At 72.6% G+C, this 17146-nt stretch carries 14 protein-coding genes and 1 riboswitch; of the genes, 7 read left to right on the forward strand and 7 right to left on the reverse strand.

Annotated features, from left to right (window positions below):
* Nucleotides 1-102: 102 nt before the first annotated feature.
* Genes QSK26_RS13870 through QSK26_RS13880 form a run of 3 tightly spaced genes read right to left on the reverse strand, consistent with a single transcriptional unit; the run spans nt 103 to nt 4830 of the window.
* A complete protein-coding gene (locus QSK26_RS13870) occupies nt 103-1695 on the reverse strand; it encodes a bifunctional 3'-5' exonuclease/DNA polymerase (protein WP_285775511.1) in 1593 nt (530 codons plus the stop codon).
* Between the two features lie 13 nt (nt 1696-1708).
* Nucleotides 1709-3232 carry a metallophosphoesterase family protein gene (locus QSK26_RS13875; RefSeq protein WP_285775512.1) on the reverse strand — a complete coding sequence of 508 codons (1524 nt, stop codon included), beginning with the start codon at nt 3230-3232 and terminating at the stop codon, nt 1709-1711.
* A gap of 44 nt (nt 3233-3276) precedes the next feature.
* Nucleotides 3277-4830 carry an FAD-binding oxidoreductase gene (locus QSK26_RS13880; protein ID WP_285775820.1) on the reverse strand — a complete coding sequence of 518 codons (1554 nt, stop codon included), beginning with the start codon at nt 4828-4830 and terminating at the stop codon, nt 3277-3279.
* A gap of 46 nt (nt 4831-4876) precedes the next feature.
* Here QSK26_RS13880 and QSK26_RS13885 point away from each other — a divergent pair, with 46 nt between their 5' ends.
* From QSK26_RS13885 to QSK26_RS13900, 4 genes are all read left to right on the forward strand, one after another.
* Nucleotides 4877-5458 carry a TetR/AcrR family transcriptional regulator gene (locus QSK26_RS13885; protein ID WP_285775513.1) on the forward strand — a complete coding sequence of 194 codons (582 nt, stop codon included), beginning with the start codon at nt 4877-4879 and terminating at the stop codon, nt 5456-5458.
* The gene (locus QSK26_RS13890; protein WP_285775514.1) at nt 5455-7002 is read left to right on the forward strand and encodes a glycerol-3-phosphate dehydrogenase/oxidase; all 1548 of its coding nucleotides are present in this window, start codon (nt 5455-5457) and stop codon (nt 7000-7002) included. The genes QSK26_RS13885 and QSK26_RS13890 overlap by 4 nt, the downstream gene beginning before the upstream one ends.
* An 86-nt stretch (nt 7003-7088) precedes the next feature.
* Entirely contained in the window at nt 7089-8027 is a 939-nt protein-coding gene (locus QSK26_RS13895; RefSeq protein ID WP_285775515.1) for a sucrase ferredoxin, read from the forward strand.
* Between the two features lie 102 nt (nt 8028-8129).
* Nucleotides 8130-8444: a WhiB family transcriptional regulator gene (locus QSK26_RS13900; protein WP_084780399.1), complete on the forward strand. Its 315-nt coding sequence runs from the start codon at nt 8130-8132 to the stop codon at nt 8442-8444.
* A gap of 116 nt (nt 8445-8560) precedes the next feature.
* On the opposite strand, the gene QSK26_RS13905 is transcribed toward QSK26_RS13900, so the two are convergent.
* From QSK26_RS13905 to QSK26_RS13920, 4 genes are all read right to left on the reverse strand, one after another.
* Nucleotides 8561-9214, reverse strand: coding sequence for a phosphoribosyltransferase (locus QSK26_RS13905; protein ID WP_285775516.1), 654 nt, complete (start codon nt 9212-9214; stop codon nt 8561-8563).
* 82 nt (nt 9215-9296) lie between these two features.
* On the reverse strand, nt 9297-10427 hold the full coding sequence (gene rsgA / locus QSK26_RS13910) for a ribosome small subunit-dependent GTPase A (RefSeq protein ID WP_285775517.1): 1131 nt from the start codon (nt 10425-10427) through the stop codon (nt 9297-9299).
* Nucleotides 10428-10741: 314 nt separating this feature from the next.
* Nucleotides 10742-11992: a serine hydroxymethyltransferase gene (gene glyA / locus QSK26_RS13915; RefSeq protein ID WP_285775518.1), complete on the reverse strand. Its 1251-nt coding sequence runs from the start codon at nt 11990-11992 to the stop codon at nt 10742-10744.
* Nucleotides 11993-12016: 24 nt separating this feature from the next.
* A riboswitch (ZMP/ZTP riboswitch) is annotated at nt 12017-12093 on the reverse strand.
* Nucleotide 12094: 1 nt separating this feature from the next.
* Entirely contained in the window at nt 12095-13099 is a 1005-nt protein-coding gene (locus tag QSK26_RS13920) for a YihY/virulence factor BrkB family protein (RefSeq protein WP_285775519.1), read from the reverse strand.
* A gap of 734 nt (nt 13100-13833) precedes the next feature.
* Here QSK26_RS13920 and QSK26_RS13925 point away from each other — a divergent pair.
* The 3 genes from QSK26_RS13925 to QSK26_RS13940 all read left to right on the forward strand — a co-directional run bounded on the left by QSK26_RS13925 (nt 13834) and on the right by QSK26_RS13940 (nt 17143).
* Nucleotides 13834-15516 (forward strand): nitrite/sulfite reductase, encoded by a 1683-nt coding sequence (locus QSK26_RS13925; RefSeq protein ID WP_285775520.1) that lies wholly within the window; start codon nt 13834-13836, stop codon nt 15514-15516.
* A 147-nt stretch (nt 15517-15663) separates the two neighbouring features.
* On the forward strand, nt 15664-16392 hold the full coding sequence (locus QSK26_RS13935; RefSeq protein WP_285775522.1) for a phosphoadenylyl-sulfate reductase: 729 nt from the start codon (nt 15664-15666) through the stop codon (nt 16390-16392).
* 7 nt (nt 16393-16399) lie between these two features.
* Nucleotides 16400-17143, forward strand: coding sequence for a sirohydrochlorin chelatase (locus QSK26_RS13940; RefSeq protein WP_285775523.1), 744 nt, complete (start codon nt 16400-16402; stop codon nt 17141-17143).
* Nucleotides 17144-17146 lie beyond the last annotated feature (3 nt).

The raw sequence follows: 17146 nt of genomic DNA on the forward strand, positions 1-17146 counted from the left end.
GGCTGCGACCCGCCTGCCGAGCGATCGCCATCGCGGCCCTGACCGGTGGTTCGGCCCGGACCGTGCTGATGACCACCACCGCGGCTCAGGCCGCCGGTGGGGTCACTTGGCGTCGGCGTAGCACTCGACGGGGACGGCCTGCATGGGGAAGCGGACCGGCGTGGTGCCGAAGACGAGGCGGGTGGCCTCCTCGGCGGCGGCGGCGACCGCCTCGGCCACCTCGGGGGCCAGGTCGCGCGGGCAGTGCACCATCACCTCGTCGTGCTGGAAGAAGACCAGCCGGGCCGGGTCGGGCAGCCGGCCGCGCAGTACGGCGAGCAGCGCGAGCGCCCACTCCGCCGCGGTCGCCTGGACCACGAAGTTGCGGGTGAACCTGCCCCGGTCGCGGGCCGCCCGGCTGCCCTCGGGTCCCGCCACCAGCTCCCGCCAGCGGGCGGACGGCGGCGGGCAGGTGCGGCCCAGCCAGGAGCGGACCAGCCGGCCGTCCTCGCCGGACCGCGCGGCTTCCTCGACGAACGCGTAGGCCCTGGGGAAGCGCTGGCGCATGACGGCGAGCAGTTTGGGGGCGTCGCCGCTGGTCCCGCCGTACATGGCGGAGAGCATGGCGATCTTGGCGTTCTGCCGCTCGCCGCCGAACGCCTGGGCCAGGGCGGCGTAGAGGTCGATCTCGCCGGCCGCCCGGGCCAGGCCGCGGTCGCCGGACATCGCGGCCAGCACCCTGGGCTCCAGCTGGGCGGCGTCGGCGACGACGAGGACCCAGCCCTCGTCGGCGACCACGACCCGGCGCATGACCTTGGGGATCTGCAGCGCGCCTCCCCCGCTGGTCGCCCAGCGCCCCGAGACGACGCCGCCCACCACGTATTCCGGGCGGAACCGTCCCTCACGCACCCACTGGTCGGCCCATGCCCAGCCGTGGAAGCTGTACAGCCGGGCCAGCTCCTTGTAGGCGAGCAGCGGGGCGACGGCGGGATGCTCGACCTCCTGGAGCACCTGGGACCGGGTCGAGGCGATCGAGATGCCCGCCGACTTGAACGCCTTGACGATCTGCTGCGGGGAGTCGGGATTGACCAGGTGGCCGAACGCCGCGCCCACCTCGTCGGCGAGCGCCTGGAGCTTCGCGGGCCGCATGCCGTGCACGGGACGGGGGCCGAGCAGCCCGGTGAGCAGCTCGTCGTGCACGTCGGAGCGCCAAGGCATGCCGTCGCGGCCCATCTCGGCGGCGATCAGCGCGCCCGCCGACTCCGCGGCCACGAGCAGCCGGAACCGGTGCGGGTCGGCCGTCTGGTCGATGCGCCGCCGCTGGTCGTCGTAGACCTCGGAGACGAGGTCGATCTCCTCGACCTGCGGCCCCTCGGCGACCGGCTCGAACAGCGTCGCCTGGGCCGGGCCGGGGCCGGTGTGCTCCTCGGGGACCGGCAGGCCGTGCAGCCGGGCGTAGGCCGCCTGCGCCGAGCGGGGCTCGCCGTACCGGCCCTCGTGGCCGAGGAGCAGCGTCTCGGTGAGGGCGAGGTCGTGGCAGCGGGAGAGCCGCACGCCGGCCTGGAGCAGCGGCGGGTAGAGCGTGCGCGCATCGGCCCACACCCAGCGCGGGCGCGCCCGCTCGGCCTCCCGCACGGCGGCCGCGAGGTCGGCGACCCGGCCGCCGGGACGCAGCACTCCCCCGCCACCGGGATCGGCCGCCACCGCTACTTGCACGCCTCCCAGGGTGTCACGCCGCGCCGACATTTCCCGGGAGCGGGATGACGACCTCGTCCTCCACCGGCGGCTCGATCTCCTGGGCCCGGCAGCCGGTGGCGGCGTAGCAGCGGATCGTCAGGGCCTCCGGGGTGACCGTGACGTGCAGGAAGTTCTTGAAGAAGGGCGGGGTGTCCCAGTCGGACAGCTCCGACAGCCAGCGGTGGAACACCGACCCGACCGGCAGCCGCATGGGCATCGGCCAGGCTCCGAGCAGCCGGGCGGCCCAGCGCATCCTGCGGGTGATCGTGACCGGCCCGGCGACCGGGCGCACCGGGTCGTTGCCGATCCGCTCGCGCATGATGCAGGCCGCCTCCTCCGGCCGCAGGTAGAGCCACTTCTGGCGCAGCCTGCGGCTGTAGAGGAGGCTGTAGAAGGACAGGGAGTCGCCGCGCAGCGGGTAGCAGCGGAAGTCGTCCTCCTCGACGCCGCCCACGTCGACCCTGCGGATGGTGTGGGTGGCGTGCATGAAGGCCCCGGCGCCGCCGGAGACGACGTACTGGATCAGCCGCCCGCCCACCTCGACCGGGTAGCGCTGGTAGTTGTGCACATCGCCGCCGATGACCGCGACGTAGTTGTTCGCCGGGTCGCGCACGATGTCGTCCACGGTGCCGCCGCCTTCGATGGGGCAGGGCTTGTACTCGTTGCGGACGTAGATCGGCTTGCCGGTGATGAGCACCTTGGGGCGGGGGTCGGCGGAGACACGGCGAAGCCAGGCGGCCTGGTCGCTGTCGACGCCTCCGGTGATGCCGGTGTCGATGCCCACGATGACCAGGCCCTCGGCCTCGATCATCCAGTAGGGCGCGGGCTGGACCGCCCGCTGGCCGGGCTGGTCGCGCCATTTGCGCGCGCTCGCGAGCAGCGACTCGTCGATCTTCTCCGGTTTGCGCCAGAGCAGGCCCCTGATCCCCTTCGGGCCGAGGCGGGGCGGGTCCGCGGTCTCCGCCAGCGCCGGGGCTTCGCAGAACACCCGCATGAAGCCGCCGAGCCCGTCGTACCAGTCGTGGTTGCCGGGCAGCGCGTAGATCGGCGCCGGGTAGTCCTTGTAGGGGCGGAAGAACTTGTTCTCGTACTCGTTGCCGGAGCCGGTCGGGTAGACGACGTCGCTGGCGACGACGGCGAAACGGGTGCCCTCGCCCACCTTGAGCATGCCGGGCACCACCGCGTACTGCGAGGCGTCGCCCTCACCGGGGTCGCCGAGGACCAGGAAGGAGAACGCGCGCCCGAGGCCGGGGGCGATCCGGCAGTCGGGGTCGGCGCCGCGCGCCCGCTGCTGCGCCATCCAGCGTTTGCGCACCTCGCCCGAGGGGTCGCCGAACAGCCCCGCGAGGATCTCGTTGCGCGAGCGCCACAGGGTGCGCGGGTGCAGCCAGGAGAAGCTCTCGTTGCTCGGCTGCAGCTCACGGAAGGAGCCGACCTCGCCGCACGACCATCCGGCGCCCTCCTCCGACACACGTGAGGAGAGCTCTTTAGCGCGTTCCGCCGCGACTTCCGCCATGGATCTTATCTTGACCGAATCGGGGGCCGGATTCCCCGTGGAATTCAGGGAATCAGCACTCCCGGGTTGAGAATCCCGGCGGGATCGAGCCGTTCCTTGACCCCGCGGAGGATGTCCACGCCGAGGTCGCCGATCTCGGCCGCGTATCCGGCAAGGTGGTCGCGGCCCACCCCGTGGTGGTGGGAGATGGTGCCGCCGGCGGCCACGATGGCCTCGCTCGCCGCGCGCTTGGCCCCGGCCCACTGGTCCAGCGGGTCGGCCGTCTGGGCGGTGACCACGGTGAAGTAGAGCGAGGCGCCGGTCTCGTAGACGTGCGAGATGTGGCACAGCACCAGCGCCTGGCCGAGGGCGCCGTGCAGCGCGGACCGTACGGCGTCGTAGAGGCGGGGCAGGTTCGACCAGAAGGCCGCGGTCTCCAGCGTCTCCACGGTCGCGCCGGCCGTGAGCAGCGCGTCGCGCAGGTACGGCGCGGTGAACCGGCCGCGCGCCCACGCCTCGCCCGGCTCCGCGCCGAGCGGCACGCCGCCGAGCCCGGCGAGCACGGACGCGGCGCGCTCCCGGCTCGCGGCGGCGTCGCCGACCTCGTGACCGGCGACGGCGAGGCATCCGCCGTCCGCCGCCGGGCCGCCCGGCAGGGCGCCGCCGACCAGGGTCTCCGTCTCGTCCGACAGCCGGATCACCGCGGGCGCGGCGCCGAGCTGGGCGAGCCTCCGCAGGGCCGCGGCGCCCTCGGCGAAGGTGGCGAACCGCCAGCCTTCGTAGACCGTCTCGGCCGGGGCCTCGCGTACCCGCAGGCGCAGTGAGGTGATCACGCCGAAGGCGCCCTCCGAGCCGAGGACGAGCTGGCGCAGGTCGGGGCCGGCCGCGGACTTCGGCGCGCGGCCGAGCCGCAGCGTGCCGCGCGGGGTGGCGAGGGTCAGCCCGGCCACCATGTCGTCGAACCGGCCGTAGCCCGCCGACGCCTGGCCGCTGGACCGGGTGGCGGCGAACCCGCCGAGGGTGGCGTACTCGTAGGACTGCGGGAAGTGGCCGAGGGTGAGGCCGTGGCCGGCGAGGAGCTCCTCGGCGCGCGGGGCGCGCAGACCGGCCTCCAGTTCGGCCACCTTCGACTCGGCGTCCACGGAGACGAGCCGGTCCAGCCGGGCGAGGTCGAGGGCGAGGACCCCGGCGAAGCCGTCGCGCCGCGCGGTCAGCCCGCCCACGACGGAGGTGCCGCCGCCGAAGGGCACCACCGCGATCCGGTGCGCCGAGCAGTAGCGCAGCGCCTCCTCGACCTCGTCGTGCGACCCGGGGAGCAGGACCGCGTCGGGGGCGTCGGCGGCGTCGCCCGCGCGCATCCGCAGCAGGTCGGGGGTGGACCTGCCGCGGGTGTGCCCGATCCGGGCCTCGTCGTCGGTGCGCAGCCCGCCCGCCCCGGCCAGCGCGCCGAGCCCGGCCAGCAGTCCGGCGGGCAGGGCGACCGGCGGGAGCCGCACGTCGCCGAGGGCCGCGGGGGGCCGCCCGGGGGCGCGTACGCCGAGGGTCTCGGCGAGCAGGTCGCGGACCGGGCCGGGCAGATCGGCGGCCTTGGCGGGGTCGCCCCAGCCGCACCAGAGCATGGGGCCCGCGGATGTGGAGGGCGAGTGCACGTCTACACTGTTACATATGACGTCCAATCGTCACAACACAGACAGCGTCGGCGACATCCTGCTCGACGCGACACGCGAGTGCGTGCTGGCCGTCGGGGTCCGCCGCACCACGCTGACCGACGTGGCGCGGCGCGCGGGGCTGTCCCGGATGACGATCTACCGGCACTGGCCCGACGTGCGCGGGCTGGTCGCCGCCCTGATGACCCGCGAGTGGGTCGAGGTGGCCGGGCGGGTCAGGGCCGACGACCCGGTGGACGCGGTGGTGTCCGGGGTGCGGGCGCTGCGGGCCCATCCGCTCTGGCGCAAGATCGTCGAGGTGGATCCCGAGCTGCTGCTGCCGTACCTGTTGCAGCGGCGGGGCGGGAGCCACGACGCGATGCTGGCGCTGATCGAGCACCACCTCGCCGAGGGCCGCGCCCGGGGCGTCGTGCGCGGCGGTCCGCCCCTCGCCGCCATGGCCCGCACGGTCCTCCTCACCGCCCAGTCCTTCCTGCTGTCCGCCCCCACCATGACCGACCCGCCGGGCGGCGGAGGGGTCGCGATCGAGGACCTGGACGCGGAGCTGGCCGCCGTGCTCGACAGATACCTGCGGCCGTGAGGCCGGCGCGGCGCGGCCGGCGCGCGACCGGCGACACCTCGCTCAACGCGGCGCGCAGGGCCCGGGAGCTGGCGCAGGCGCGGGAGACCGTGCTGGACGTGCTGGTGGTGGGGCTCGGGGCGACCGGCGCCGGCGCCGCGCTGGACGCCGCGGCGCGCGGCCTGTCGGTCGCCGCCGTCGACGCCTGCGACCTGGCCGCGGGCACCTCGCGGTGGAGCTCGAAGCTGATCCACGGCGGGCTGCGCTACCTCGCGAGCGGCCGGCTCGGGCTCGCCGCGGAGAGCGCCGTGGAACGCGGCATCCTGCTCACCAGGACCGCTCCGCACCTGGTCAGGGCGCACCCCTACCTGCTGCCGCTCACCCGGGGCGTCTCGCTCGGCCAGGAGGCGCTGGCGATGGCGGGCTACCGGCTCGGCGACGCGCTCAGGGCCGCCGCGCGCACCCCCAGGCACCTGCTGCCCGGCCCGGTCCGGCTCACGGCCGAGCAGGCGATCGAGCACCTGCCCGCGGTGGAGCCCGGCGGGCTGCGCGGCGCGCTGCTGTCCTGGGACGGCCGGCTGGCCGACGACGCCCGGCTGGTGGTGGCGATCGCGCGGACCGCCGCCGGGCACGGCGCCCGGGTGCTCACCCGCTGCCGCGCGCTGGAGCTGTACCCGGACGGCGCGCTGGCGCGGGACGAGCTGACCGGCGAGACGTTCCGGCTGCGCGCCCGCGCGACGCTGAACGCGGCCGGGGTGTGGGCCGGCGGCCTGGTCCCCTCGGTCGCGCTGCGGCCCTCGCGCGGCACCCATCTCGTGCTGCGTCCCGGCGCGCTGCACGGCCCGCCCGCCGGCATGCACCTGCCCCTCCCCGGGGAACGCGCCCGTTTCGCCCTGGTGCTCCCCCAGCGGGACGGCCGGGTGCACGTCGGCCTCACCGACGAGCCGGTGGACGGCCCGGTGCCCGACGTGCTGGACGGGGTGGACGTGCCGGAGCGGGACGTGACGTTCCTGCTCGGGGCGCTCAACTCGGTCCTTTCCACGCCGCTGGGCCGGGCCGACGTCGCGGGCGCGTACGCCGGGCTGCGGCCGCTCCTCGCCGGGGCCGGGACCGGGCGGACCGCCGACCTGTCGCGGCGGCACGCGGTACTCGTCTCCCCCGAGGGCGTGGTGACCGTGGTCGGCGGGAAGCTGACGACGTACCGGCGGATGGCCGAGGACGCGGTGGACCGGCTCGTGGCCCTGAGAGGGCTCCAGGCGGGCGCGTGCCGTACCCGGCGCCTGCCACTCGTCGGCGCCGCCACCGAGCCCGTACGCGCCCCCTGGAGGCTCGTGGAGCGTTACGGGGCGGAGGCCCCGGCCGTGCGCGCGCTCGTCCAGGCGGATCCGGCGCTCGCCGAGCGGGTGGGGCCCGGGGTGACCGCGGCCGACCTGGTGTGGGCCGTACGCCACGAGGGCGCCCTGGACGCCGGTGACCTGCTCGACCGGCGCACCAGGATCGGCCTGGTCCCGCGGGACCGGGAGGCCGCCCTCCCCGCCGCGGAGGCCGCGCTGAACACGGCGTGAGCCCGCTTGTGGACCCGGACCTCCCGCTTGCCGGGCGTCCGACATACAGTTAGGTTAGGATTGCCTAAGTTGAATGAGAGGTGCGCGTGAGCCAAGACGCTTCCGAGACGCCACCGAACGGTTGCGCCCATCCGCCCCAGTTGCACACGGGCGAGGCGCCGATCCTGGCGAGCGCGTCCTCCAAGGCTCGCACCTGGCTCCTGATCGAGCACAACGGCCCCTGGGCGTCGCACCTGCCCGACAGCCTGCTTCCCGAGAAGGTGCACGCGCTCGTCGAACGGGCGACCGGGCTGGGCGTGCGCCCGCAGCTCATCCGCCGCACCGGCAGGCGCCCCCGCGCCGAGGACCAGGGGACCCATGTGCTAGTGGCCTACGCGGCCGGCGACGCCCCATGGCTGGCCGAGGGCGTTTTCGCTGATCCAGACGATCTTGACCTGGACGCGCTCGTGCACGGAGTGGTCCCGGAGTCCTGCATACTGGTGAGCGAGCCGGTATTTCTGGTCTGCACGCACGCCAAGCGCAACGCGTGCTGTGCCCGCATTGGACTACCCCTGGCCCGACTTCTCAGCCGCGAGCTGCCGGGAAAGGTGTGGGAAACGTCACACGTTGGCGGCGATCGATACGCCGCCAACCTGGTGTGCTTGCCACACGGGCTTTACTACGGCAGCATGTCTGGGGCCGCCGCGCTCGCGGCGGCTGACGCGTACCGGCACGGCGAGGTGGTTCTCGACCGTTTCCGGGGGCGCGCGGGCATCCCTGAGCCACTGCAGGCCGCCGAGCATTTCGTCCGGGAACACACGGGCGAGCTCTCGGTCGGCGGAGTGGCCGTGGAATCCTCAAGGTCGGACGGCGACGTCACCGAAGCGATCATGCGCTGCGGCGGCGTCCGGTTCCGGGTCGTGGTCGAACCGGCGGTGTTCTCTGCGCCGTGCGGCATGGCATGTGCCGAATCGATCAAGACCTACCGGCTGGTATCGCTGGACAGGTTAACGCCTGTGCGCTATGCCTCGCACGCACTGACTTGACATTGGGAACACCACGGCCGCTCCAAACGTTGGAATCAGGGACGTCACAAGCGTCCAATGCGGCATAAACACGAAATACCTCTCACCAAAGGTGGTTGTCTCATGTCTCAGGTACGTCGGCAGATCGCCCGCCCGCGGCCCAGCTGGGGCTGGCAGGATGACGCCGCGTGCCGGGGTGAGGACCTCGTACTCTTCTTCGGGCCCGACGGCGAGCGTCAGCCGGAGCGAGACATCCGCGAGCGGAAGGCCAAGGCCATCTGCGCCCAGTGCCCTGTTCGCGCGGAATGCCTTGACTACGCGCTGTCCAGGCCGGAGAAGTACGGCACCTGGGGCGGACTCAATGAGGACGAGCGCGCGTCCGAGCGCCGTCGTCGCATGCGCCGCGCCGCCAGTGCCGGCATCAGCGCCGTCGCCTGATCTCCCCCTCCTCCCGGCATTTTCTTTTTTCCGGGCGCGTGATCTCGTTGACCAGCGAGATCACGCGTTGCCGTATGTTCGTCACGCAACGCGACACCACCCGGCCCCGCGCGACCTCAGCGGGGCTTGGAAAGAACGTCGAGAACGTCGTCGTCGGAGAGCTGTCCGAAGTGGAGATACCACTGACCGACCGCTCTGAAACCCACAGGTTCGGCCAGGACGACGACGTCGTCGGCCTCCTCGCGCAACGCCGCCACCGTCTCGGCCGCGCCGACCGGGACGGCGAGCACCAGACGCCCCGGCCCCCTGCGGCGCACGGCCCGCAGCGCGGCCCGCGCGGTGCCGCCCGTGGCCAGGCCGTCGTCCACCACGACCACCTCGGCGCCCCGCAGCTCCGGTAGCGGCCGGCCCCGCCGGTAGACCGCGACCCTGCGGTCCAGCTCGGCCCGCTCTGCCTCGACCACCTCGGCGAGTTCCCCGCCGGTCATGCCCAGCCGCTCGATGAGCCCGAGGTCGAACACCGGTTCCCCGCCCTCGGCCACCGCGCCCACGCCCAGCTCCGGCTGCGGCGGATACCCGATCTTCCTGGTGACCAGCACGTCCAGCGCGCCGTCCAGCAGGTCCGCGACCGGCGCGGCCACCTGGACCCCGCCGCGCGGCAGGGCCAGCACCACCGGCCGGGTCAGGCCCAGGGCGCGCAACCGCACGCCGAGCAGCACGCCCGCCTCCGTCCGGTCGGCGAAGGGCAGCCTCAACCGCTCAGCGTCCATAGCACTCCGGGCCCTACCCCGCCACCGTCACCTCAGTCTCCCGCCGCCCGTTTCCGGGAGGCGGGAGACCGCGGGCGTGGCGTCACGGCCGGTTGCGGCCGCTGCGGCGCATCTCCTTGTGGATGATCTTCCACTTACGGGTCTGCTCGTTGCGCAGCCTGGCATCCGTCCGACCGGCCATCCAGGCGGCCTCGCGCTGGAGCTTGTACCAGCTCTCCAGCCGCCGCTCGGGCAGTCCGCCCTCGTCCACGGCCGCGAGCACGGCACAGCCGGGCTCGCCGTGGTGGGCGCAGTCGTCGAACCTGCACCGCTCCGCGAGTTCCTCGATGTCGGCGAAGACCCGGTCCACGCCGTCGCTGATCGAGTAGAGGCCGACCCGGCGGATGCCGGGCGTGTCGATGATCAGGCCGCCGCTGGGCAGCGGGATGAGCTCGCGGTGCACGGTGGTGTGCCTGCCCCGCCCGTCCCCCGCCCTGACCTGCTGGGTCACCATCACCCTGGCCCCCGCGACCGCGTTGACCATGGTGGACTTGCCGGCGCCCGACGCGCCCAGCACGACCGCCGTCCGCGCGCCGTCCAGGTAGGCCCTGATCTGCTCGACGCCCTCGCCGGCGTGCGAGGAGACGGCGTGCACGTCCACCCCCGGCACGGCCGCGGCGATGTCGGCCAACAGGTCGGCCAGCAGGTCGGGCAGCCCCTGGTCCAGCAGGTCGGTCTTGGTGACCAGCACGACGGGCCGGCCGCCGCTCTCCCAGGCCAGGGCGACCAGCCGCTCGATCCTGCCGAGGTCGGCGAAGTCGGTGGCGTGCATCGCCGGCTCGGCGACGAAGACGACGTCCACGTTGGCCGCGAGGACCTGCCCCTGGCCGTCTCCGGACAGGCCGCCCCGCGAGTCGCGGCTGACCCCGCCGCGGACGAACGCGGTACGGCGGGGCAGCACCGCGTCGAGCTCCAGGCGCCCTTCGGCGAGCGTGCGCAGCGCGACCCAGTCGCCCACGCAGGGCAGCGCCACCGGGTCGGCCGCGGCGGCCCTGCGCACCCGCGCGCCGTACTGCACGTGGTGCGGCCCGTCGGCGGCGAGGACCTCGGCCGCGCCGCGGTCCACCCTCGCCACCCGGGCGGGCAGGGTGCCGCCGGGGAGGGCGTCCGCGAAGGAGTCGTCCCAGCCCAGCGAGGAAAGATCGGAGAAACCGGCGTTCGCCAGTGAAGACATGTGAGCATCCTTGGATTGCGGATGCCGCGAAGGTGCCTAACGAGACACGGGCATCCGAGAGGAAAGGGACCTGGGGCATGTCAGAAAGACCCGCATAGTCCTCACCTCCTCAGACGCCGGGGCCACCTCGGAACGGGGCCGCTCGAACGCGACTCTAGCAGCCGCCCCTCCCCCGCTTCACCTGATTTACCCCCGTGTCGCCCGCCACCCGCACCGCATGCCTCACCCGGGATGCGCGGCCCGGTGGCGGCCACCGGAGAACGGCGGCGCCCGCCGTACGGATCGCTCCGTACGGCGGGCGCGGGCGGTGCGGGTCAGCTCAGGCCGGGGGCCGGGAAGGCCGCGGTGAGGGCGCTGACCTCCCGGTGGACCCGGGTGACGATCTCCTCGGCGTCGTCCTTGGCGACGGCCGTGACCACTTCGTCCATCCACGCGGCGATCTGCCGCATCTCGGCCTCGCCCATGCCCCGCGAGGTCACCGAAGGGGTGCCGATGCGGATGCCGGAGGGGTCGAACGGCTTGCGCGGGTCGAACGGGACCGTGTTGTAGTTGGTCTCCAGGCCGGCCCGGTCCAGGGCCTTCGCGGCGGGCTTGCCTGCCACGCCCTTGGAGGTCAGGTCGATGAGGATCAGGTGGTTGTCGGTGCCGCCGGAGACCAGGTCGAAGCCGCGGGCGAGCAGCTCGTCGGCGAGGGCCTTGGCGTTGGCGACCACCTGGTTCGCGTAGGCGGCGAACTCGGGGGCGGCCGCCTCCTTCAGCGCCACCGCGATGGCGGCGGTCGTGTGGTTGTGCGGGCCGCCCTGCAGGCCGGGGAAGACGGCCTTGTTGAGCGCGGTCGCGTGCTCGTCGGAGGTGGCCATCAGCATGGCGCCGCGCGGGCCGCGCAGCGTCTTGTGCGTGGTGGTGGAGATGACGTCGGCGTGCCCGACCGGCGAGGGGTGGGCGCCGCCCGCGACCAGGCCGGCGATGTGCGCGATGTCGGCGGCGAGGACCGCGCCGACCTCCTGGGCGATGGAGGCGAACGCGGCGAAGTCGATCCGGCGCGGGATGGCGGTGCCGCCGCAGAAGATCAGCTTGGGCCGGTGCTCCAGCGCGAGTTCGCGGACCTCGTCCATGTCGATCCGGCCGGTGTCCCTGCGCACGCCGTACCGGACCGGGTTGAACCACTTGCCGGTGGCCGAGACCGACCAGCCGTGCGTGAGGTGGCCGCCGAAGGGCAGGCCCATGCCCATCACGGTGTCGCCGGGGGAGGCGAAGGCGAGGTAGACGGCGAGGTTGGCGGGCGAGCCCGAGTAGGGCTGCACGTTGGCGTGGTTCACGCCGAACAGTGACTTGGCCCGCTCGATGGCCAGCGTCTCGATCTGGTCGATGACCTGCTGGCCCTCGTAGTAGCGCTTGCCCGCATAGCCTTCGGAGTACTTGTTCGTCAGGACCGTGCCGGTCGCTTCCAGGACGGCCTTGGAGACGTAGTTCTCCGACGGGATCAGCTTCACGGTGTCGGCCTGGCGGCGCTCCTCCGCCTTGATGAGATCGGCGATCTCCGGATCCACGTGGGCGAGACTCATCGCTGCTCCTTGAGTTGAACGTCTCGCGAAGACCCAGGCGCTCGGCCTCCGCCTCTCTGCTCCCCGGTGGTTGCCCCACCTCGATGCGCCAGTCGCGACCTTCTAGACGATAGCGGACTGGGCCTGTGTGGAGCGTCTCCGCGCGCCGTCCACCGGCCACAGCCGGTCCACCTCAGCGTTCAGCGTGGCGCCGATGAGGACGGCCAGTGCGGTGATGTAGAGCCAGAGCAGGACGGCGATGGGCGCGGCCAGCGAGCCGTAGACGGACAGCGGGGTGAACCAGGCCGCGAGCACCGCGCGCAGCACGGCGGCGCAGCCGATCCAGATGACCAGCGCGAGGAGCGCCCCGGGCAGCTCCCGCCACCAGCGGGTCCGCACCGGCACGCTCACGTGGTAGAGCAGGCTCAGGAACAGCACGGAGCCGGCGACCAGCACCGGCCAGTAGAGGACGTCGGCCAGCATCGCGTACGCCGGGGGCAGCACGCCGGACAGCAGCGTCGGGCCGACCACCAGCACCGGCATCACGATGAGCGCGATGAGCAGCGCCACGATGTACAGGCCGAAGGACATGACGCGGGTGCGGATGATGCCGCGCTCCTCGCCCAGGCCGTAGGCCACCGAGATCAGGTCCACGTAGACGTAGAGCGCCCGCGACCCCGACCAGAGCGACAGCAGGAAGCCCAGCGAGATCAGCGGGATCTTGCCGCCGCCGTTCAGCACGTCGTCGATGAGCGGCGTGACCACCCGGTCCACCGCGTTGTCGGTGAAGAGCAGGTGGGCCTGGCGCTCCACCCACTGGCGGATCTCCATGATCGTGCCGGGCCCGAGCGCGGTGCTCAGGTGGGCCAGGATGCCCACCAGGCCGAGCACGAACGGCGGCAGCGAGAGCAGGGCGAAGAAGGCCGCCTCGCCGGCCAGCCCGGTGACCCGGTAGGTGACGCCGGCCAGGGTGGTCCCCCGGACCAGGGCCCAGCCGTCCGTGGCCCTGGTCCAGGTCAGCGCGGACCGCGTCCGGTTCAGCACCCGGGCGCCCGCCCGCGCAGCGCTCAGCCGGACGGCACGCCGTTTGGGGCGCTGCCGCCTCGACGGAGCATCGGTCGACGTCATGGGATCCAACGGTAGGCGCAGGAGGGGTCCCGCGTGGGGCCGCTCCCGCAACGATCGGATTTCGCGTGGGCTACCCCCCGCGGGAACCGGGAAACCCCGGTCACGGCGACGGGCCGGTTCGGTTGGCTCGCATCCCCTGAGCATTCCCCGCACAGGCGTCCCGCGACCCCTCCGGGAATACGACCTGCCTGGTCAGGGGCATGGCGGGCGTTCCCGCCCGGGGAGATAATGGAAAGGTGATCTGCGCGAAGTGCAAAGAAGGCGATCACGAGGAGTGCCGCGGCGGCTCCTGGTGCGACTGCCAGCACCAGCGTCCCGCGCCGGCCGAGCCTCCCGTGACGTGGCGCCTCCAGGGCTGAGCCGGGCGCGTGCCACGTACGGGTGCGGTCATACACACAGACGGCACCCGAGTGCAACCGGAATGCCGCATGAGGGCAGGTTGATGTCCAAAGTGTGGACCCCCACATTGGACATCCGTGTCTATCGGGGTATCGTTCTGGACATGCCAGCGGATCCGCTTCTCGTCGTGCGACGCCACGTCGACCTCCTGCGTGTCCGTAGCGCCATCTGTCTTGACGCCTGCTGACCATCGCCCTGTTCTTTCCAGATCGGGCGCGTGGCCATCTCAGGCGTTTTTCGCTGTGCTCCGACCGCGCTCGACGACGAGCGGGTGTCCGGGAGCCGCCTGAGCCGCGCGCCGCCAGCCGCCTACGTTGACGCAAAGGACGCGCGCCATGACTGTTCCGGCCAGGCCGGCGAACCGCCACCACAAGCGCCCTCGTGGTGAGGGCCAGTGGGCCCTGGGCTACCGAGAGCCGCTCAACAAGAACGAGGAGAACAAGAAGAACGACGACGGGCTCAACGTCCGTCAGCGGATCATCGACATCTACTCCAAGCGGGGCTTCGACTCGATCGACCCGGCCGACCTGCGCGGCAGGTTCCGCTGGTTCGGGCTCTACACCCAGCGCAAGCCGGGCATCGACGGCGGCAAGACCGCGATCCTGGAGCCGGAGGAGCTCGACGACCGCTACTTCATGCTGCGGGTCCGCATCGACGGCGGCCAGCTCAGCCTGGAGCAGCTGCGGGTGATCGCCGACATCTCCAACGAGTACGGCCGGGGCACCGCCGACGTCACCGACCGGCAGAACATCCAGTTGCACTGGATCGAGGTCGAGGCGGTCCCGGACATCTGGGAGCGGCTGGAGGCGGTGGGCCTGTCCACCACCGAGGCGTGCGGCGACACCCCGCGCGTGGTCCTCGGCTGCCCGCTCGCCGGGATCGACGCCGACGAGGTGCTCGACGGCACCCCGCAGATCCAGGACGTCCTCGACCGCTATATCGGCGACAAGGAGTTCTCCAACCTGCCGCGCAAGTTCAAGTCGGCGGTGAGCGGCTGCCCGGCGCACTGCACGGTGCACGAGATCAACGACGTGGCGTTCGTGGGCGTCGAGAAGGCCGACGGCAGCAAGGGCTTCGACGTGTGGGTGGGCGGCGGCCTGTCCACCAACCCGATGCTGGCCAAGCGGCTGGGCGCGTTCGTCCGGCCGGAGCAGGTGCACGAGGTGTGGGCCGGGATCTGCGGGATCTTCCGCGACTACGGCTACCGCAGGCTGCGGCACCGCGCCCGGATCAAGTTCCTGGTCAACGACTGGGGCGCGGAGAAGTTCCGGGAGGTCCTGGAGAAGGACTACCTGGGTTACCAGCTCGCCGACGGCCCGGCCCCCGAGCTGCCGCGCGGCGGCCGGCGCGACCACGTGGGCGTCTTCCCGCAGAAGGACGGCAACTTCTACGTCGGCTTCGCCCCCAAGGTCGGCCGGCTGAGCGGCGACCAGTTGCACCTCATCGCGGACATCGCCGAGCGGCACGGGTCGGGCCGGGTGCGCACGACGGTCGAGCAGAAGATGGTCGTCCTCGACGTCGCGCCCGACCGGGTGGACTCGATCGTGGCCGAGCTGGAGGCCAACGACCTGCAGGTCAACCCCTCCACGTTCCGCCGCCAGACGATGGCCTGCACCGGCATCGAGTACTGCAAGCTGGCCATCGTCGAGACCAAGGCCACCGCGAGCGACCTGATCGACGAGCTGGAGCGCCGGCTGCCCGACTTCGCCGACCCGCTGACCATCAACGTCAACGGCTGCCCCAACTCCTGCGCCCGGATCCAGGTCGCCGACATCGGCCTCAAGGGCCAGCTGGTGATCGACGGCGAGGGCAACCAGGTCGAGGGCTTCCAGATCCACCTGGGCGGCTCCGTGGGGGTCAACCCGGGGTTCGGCCGCAAGGTCCGCGGCCTCAAGGCCACCGCCGCCGAGCTGCCCGACTACGTCGAGCGGGTCGTCACGAACTTCTCGGCCCAGAAGAAGGAGGGCGAGACCTTCGCCGAGTGGGTCCAGCGCGCCGACGAAGCAGATCTGAAGTGAGGCCGCTATGAGCGAACGAGCGGTTCCCTTCCACTGCCCCTACTGCGGTGAAGAGGATCTCGAACCGCACGAGGGCGACGGCGGCTGGTACTGCCGCTCCTGCGCCCGCGCCTTCAAGCTCAAATTCCTGGGTATCGGAGTACGATCATGACACTGGTGGACATAGAAATCGGGTTGAGAGAACAACGCGGAGCCCTCGACCTTCAGGACATCGTGGAGTCCGCGGCCGAGTTCCTGGAGGACGCCTCCGCGCGGGAGATCATCCGCTGGGCTGCCGCGACCTTCGGCGACCGGCTCTGCCTGACCTCGTCGATGAGCGACGCGCTGCTGATCGACCTGGTCAGCCGGGTCAAGCCGGGGGTGGACGTGCTGTTCATCGACACCGGTTACCACTTCGCCGAGACGATCGGCACCCGTGACGCCGTCCAGCAGGTGTACGACGTCAATCTGATCAACATCGAGCCGTCCAGGACGGTGGCCGAGCAGGACCGCGACCTCGGTCCGCGGCTCTTCGGGCGCAACCCCGACCTGTGCTGCTTCCTGCGCAAGGTGGAGCCGCTGAACCGGGCGCTGGAGCCGTACCTCGCCTGGATCTCCGGCATCCGCAGGGACGAGGCGTCCACCCGGTCCGGGATCAAGGTCGTCGAGTGGGACGCCAAGCGGCAGATGGTCAAGGTCAACCCGATCGCCAGGTGGACGCAGGAGGACGTCGACAACTACATCGCCGACAACGGCGTCCTGATCAACCCCCTGCACTACGACAACTACCCGTCGATCGGCTGTGCCCCGTGCACCCGCCAGGTGCTCGAAGGCGAGGACCCGCGCAGCGGGCGGTGGGCCGGCATGGGCAAGACGGAGTGCGGAATCCACGTCTAGAGTCCTCATGAACCCCGACGACGTCCCGCTGATCGCGGTGGCGCACGGGTCACGCGACCCGCGCGCCGCGGCGACGGTGGAATCCCTGCTCGACGCGGTACGGCTCCGCCGTACCGGTCTCGACGTGCGCACGGCGTATCTCGACCACGCCGCGCCCTCCCTGCCGCAGGCCCTGCACGGCGTGTCCGAGGCGGTCGTGCTGCCGCTGCTGCTCACCGAGGCGTACCACAGCCGGGTGGACATCCCCGGCGTGCTGGCCGAGGTGACGGCGCGGCGCCCGCTGTTGCGGGTGCACCGCGGCGCGACGCTCGGGCCGGACCCGCTGCTCGTCGCCGCGCTCGAACGCCGGCTGGCCGAGGCCGGGGTGGAGATCGGCGACCCCGGTACGGCCGTGGTCCTGGTGTCCGCGGGCTCCAGCGACCCGCGCGCCAACGCGGTGATCGCCCGGCTGGCCCGCGACTGGGCGCGGACCCGCCCCTGGTGGTCGGTCACCGCCGCCTACGCCTCTGCCGCCTCCCCCGCCCCGGAGCAGGCGGTCATGCGGCTGACCAGGGCGGGCGCGCGCCGGGTCGTCGTCGCGCCCTATCTGCTCGCGCCCGGTTTCTTCGCGGACAAGGTGCGCGAGGCCGCTCTCACCGCCGGTGCGGCCGCGGTCGCCGACGTGCTCGGCCCCGCTCCCGAGATCGCCACGCTCATCCTGGACCGGCACGCCCAGGCCGTCCGCGCCGAGAAGACCTTCGCGACCGCCTGAGCG

Origin of the sequence: Microtetraspora sp. NBRC 13810 (genome assembly GCF_030268685.1) — a bacterium.
GTDB lineage: Bacteria > Actinomycetota > Actinomycetes > Streptosporangiales > Streptosporangiaceae > BSRQ01.

Bases quoted from the DNA above. Each gene is read 5' to 3' on its own strand.
- QSK26_RS13875 (WP_285775512.1), bottom strand. From the start codon at position 3,232: ATGGCGGAAGTCGCGGCGGAACGCGCTAAAGAGCTCTCCTCACGTGTG.
- QSK26_RS13880 (WP_285775820.1), bottom strand. From the start codon at position 4,830: ATGCTCTGGTGCGGCTGGGGCGACCCCGCCAAGGCCGCCGATCTGCCC.
- QSK26_RS13885 (WP_285775513.1), top strand. From the start codon at position 4,877: ATGACGTCCAATCGTCACAACACAGACAGCGTCGGCGACATCCTGCTC.
- QSK26_RS13900 (WP_084780399.1), top strand. From the start codon at position 8,130: ATGTCTCAGGTACGTCGGCAGATCGCCCGCCCGCGGCCCAGCTGGGGC.
- QSK26_RS13905 (WP_285775516.1), bottom strand. From the start codon at position 9,214: ATGGACGCTGAGCGGTTGAGGCTGCCCTTCGCCGACCGGACGGAGGCG.
- rsgA (WP_285775517.1), bottom strand. From the start codon at position 10,427: ATGTCTTCACTGGCGAACGCCGGTTTCTCCGATCTTTCCTCGCTGGGC.
- glyA (WP_285775518.1), bottom strand. From the start codon at position 11,992: ATGAGTCTCGCCCACGTGGATCCGGAGATCGCCGATCTCATCAAGGCG.
- QSK26_RS13920 (WP_285775519.1), bottom strand. From the start codon at position 13,099: ATGACGTCGACCGATGCTCCGTCGAGGCGGCAGCGCCCCAAACGGCGT.
- QSK26_RS13925 (WP_285775520.1), top strand. From the start codon at position 13,834: ATGACTGTTCCGGCCAGGCCGGCGAACCGCCACCACAAGCGCCCTCGT.
- QSK26_RS13935 (WP_285775522.1), top strand. From the start codon at position 15,664: ATGACACTGGTGGACATAGAAATCGGGTTGAGAGAACAACGCGGAGCC.
- QSK26_RS13940 (WP_285775523.1), top strand. From the start codon at position 16,400: ATGAACCCCGACGACGTCCCGCTGATCGCGGTGGCGCACGGGTCACGC.